Origin of the sequence: uncultured Flavonifractor sp. (genome assembly GCF_944383115.1) — a bacterium.
Lineage (GTDB): Bacteria > Bacillota > Clostridia > Oscillospirales > Oscillospiraceae > Flavonifractor.
The window spans coordinates 1-2,812 of sequence record NZ_CALWOJ010000149.1 but is presented as its reverse complement, the minus strand read 5'-3'; the positions used below and the strand labels follow the sequence as shown (position 1 = coordinate 2,812).

The following is a 2,812-nucleotide window of genomic DNA, read 5'->3' as shown; positions in this document are numbered from 1 at the left end:
GACATGAAGGTGGAGCTGATCACCCCCATCGCCATCGAGAAGGGCCTGCGTTTCGCTATCCGTGAGGGTGGCCGCACCGTGGGTTCCGGCGTTGTTATCGACATCGAGGAGTAATTCTCCTTTTGCAAGAAGACCTGCCGCAAGGCAGGTCTTCTGCATTTAAGAGACTGTCCGCCCGAAGGAAAAGCGTTGCTGTCCGCAAAGAGCCTGCTCTAAGGCAGGCTCTTTTCTTATGTCTGCGGTTTGCAGGGCTTGTCTGAGCGAAGAAGCTATGATAGAATAGCCGCAGAAAGGAAGGAAGCCATGCTTACAAACATTACAAATATCACGCCGGAGGATGCGGAGGAAACAATCCAGACAGTCACCGGCTTTTTCAATGACCTGAATCTGCAAAAAATCATTACCATCCTTCTGCTCTTTGTAGGCTGTATGGTAGTGATGAAGGTGATCCTCCGGTTGATGGATCGGGCGTTTGTGCGCCTGGAAATGGAGAAGAGCCTGCACACCTTCATTCATGCGGCTCTGCGTGTGATCCTGTGGCTGATCACATTGTGTATCGTGCTGGACTATATCGGGGTACCCATGACCAGCCTGGTGGCGGTGCTGGGCGTGATCGGCCTGGCGGTATCCCTGGCCATCCAGGGTACCTTGTCCAATTTGGCGGGGGGCATCCAGGTGCTGGTATCCAAGCCCTTCAAGGCGGGAGACTACGTGGAGGCCGGCGGCGTCAGCGGTACGGTCAAAGAGGTAGGCCTGGCCTATACCAAATTGTCTACTGTGGATAATAAGGTGATTTCGGTACCCAACGGCCAGATCTCTGCCGAAAAGATTATTAACTACACCACCGCCGAGCAGCGGCGGGTGGATCTGAAATTTAACGCTTCCTATGATGACCCGCCGGAGCGGGTAATTGCCGCTATCAAAGGGGTGGTGGGCGCCCACCCCAAGGCATTGTTTACGCCGGAACCCTTTGTGCGGGTCTCCGCCTATCAGGACAGCAGCATTGAATATACGGTCCGGGTATGGTGTGCCACAGAAGATTACTGGGATCTGTATTACGATCTACTGGAGCAGGTGAAACAGGCCTTTGATCAGGCGGGGATTGAGATTCCATATGGGCATTTAAACGTTCATCTGATTCAGGAGAAGCAACAGACAAAATAACAAATGCGGCGCTCCAGAGAGCGCCGCATTTGCTATCCGGGCATGGACAACCCGTGTATAAAGCCCCCCAGCTGGGGAGAGAGGACATCGCCCCCTATAACGGTATTCTTGTAGATAAGCAGCCCCGCCTGTATGCCGCTCTCGCCGGTGGGATAGTTGTTGATCTCGTAGGTATATCGCTTGACTCGTTTGCCGCAGTATTCACTCAGATCAAATCCCTGGGAGGACTGGAGATCCAGATATTGGGCATAGGTATCGTCGAAGGTTTCCGGAATGAGAAGCTCCTCCACCGAGACGGGTTCCTGAGAGACCTGCCAGCCATAGCTCTCCAGGTAGGCGATCCGATCTTCATTGGTCTTGATGCCGGTGGGACTGACCACGCCGGAGACCGCCGCATCCCGCCCCCCCAGTCCTGCCGCGGTAAGCAGAACCCCGCAGACCACAGCCGCAGCGGCGGCTACAGCCAGTATGGGTCCCTTGCGGACTCTGGCGGTAATAATAAACACAGCGCAACGCCCCTTTCTCAAAATGCTGGTACCAACATGGTATGTGCTTTATGGGCTGGTTATGCCGGGAAATGGGGAAACGGACAAGGAGGATGACTGTGGAGCGTCTGGACAAGATCTTGGCCAATACCGGCCGCTGGTCCCGGAAAGAAGTGCGGGAATTGGTGCGGGCCGGTCGTGTGACGGTTAATGGTGTGCCCGCCCGCTCTCCGGAAGAGAAGTGGGACCCGGCCGCCCGCTTTGAAGTGGACGGAGCCGCCATATCAGGGGAACGGCTGGTGTATTTGATGCTGCATAAGCCAGCCGGCCTGGTTTCCGCCACTGACGATCCCCGGCAGCCTACGGTGCTGGAACTGCTGCCCGACTACCTGAGGCGGGTGGGGCTGTTTCCGGCAGGGCGGCTGGACAAGGACACCGAAGGCCTGCTGCTGTTGACCAACGACGGTGCGCTGGCGCACCGGCTGCTGGCCCCCCGCCGTCATGTGGACAAGACCTATTTTGTGCGGGTGGATGGCCAGCTGGACGGGAGCGACACGGCGGCCTTTGCCGCCGGTATGACCTTGGGGGATGGGCTGGTGTGCATGCCTGCCGGCCTGGAGGTGCTGGAGCAGGCGGATACCGCCATCGTCACTCTGCGGGAGGGCAAGTATCATCAGATCAAACGGATGCTGGCCTGCCGCGGCAAACCGGTACGCTACCTCAAGCGTCTTACCATGGGCCCGCTGACGCTGGATCCCTCGCTTGAGCGGGGAGAGTGGCGGCCTCTGACGGAGGTAGAGTTGGCGGCAGTGCGGGCAACCGCAGGAATTTGAGAGATTGATGGACAGGAAAAAACAGGATTCGTTACATTTTAGTCAATATCACCAAAAAACTTTGAAAAAGCTATTGAAAAGGGCGAAATAAACCGGTATAATAATGACTGTTGAATGAACAGCTGCATCAAGAACGATCTGAAGTGGAAACAGGGCTGTCCGCCTGTGTGTGATGTATGGGATAGACATAGCATCCCGAAGCGGGGACTAAAATAAGGAGGCATACACCATGTCCAGCAGAATTTTTCAAAGCGTTGTCTTGCAGATGAAAGACAGCACCGAACGGGCCATTGGCGTGATCGATTCTGAGGGAACGGTTGTGGCCTGCAA

General features: G+C 55.9%; 4 protein-coding genes. 3 read left to right on the top strand and 1 reads right to left on the bottom strand.

The annotated features are described in order from the left end of the window. Window positions 1-114, top strand: a 114-nt coding sequence (locus tag Q0K43_RS10870) for a hypothetical protein (protein WP_366086355.1), incomplete at its 5' end; no start/stop codon positions are given. A 189-nt stretch (window positions 115-303) separates the two neighbouring features. Further along, window positions 304-1,164, top strand: a complete 861-nt coding sequence (locus Q0K43_RS10865) for a mechanosensitive ion channel family protein (RefSeq protein ID WP_297290544.1) — start codon at window positions 304-306, stop codon at window positions 1,162-1,164. 32 nt (window positions 1,165-1,196) lie between these two features. Here Q0K43_RS10865 and Q0K43_RS10860 read toward each other — a convergent pair whose 3' ends face one another. Next, window positions 1,197-1,670 (bottom strand): DUF4830 domain-containing protein, encoded by a 474-nt coding sequence (locus Q0K43_RS10860; protein WP_297290543.1) that lies wholly within the window; start codon window positions 1,668-1,670, stop codon window positions 1,197-1,199. A gap of 98 nt (window positions 1,671-1,768) precedes the next feature. On the opposite strand from Q0K43_RS10860, the gene Q0K43_RS10855 reads away from it, so the two are divergent. Next, the gene (locus Q0K43_RS10855) at window positions 1,769-2,482 is read left to right on the top strand and encodes a pseudouridine synthase (RefSeq protein ID WP_297290542.1); all 714 of its coding nucleotides are present in this window, start codon (window positions 1,769-1,771) and stop codon (window positions 2,480-2,482) included. Window positions 2,483-2,812 lie beyond the last annotated feature (330 nt).

Bases quoted from the DNA above. Each gene is read 5' to 3' on its own strand.
- Q0K43_RS10865 (WP_297290544.1), top strand. From the start codon at position 304: ATGCTTACAAACATTACAAATATCACGCCGGAGGATGCGGAGGAAACA.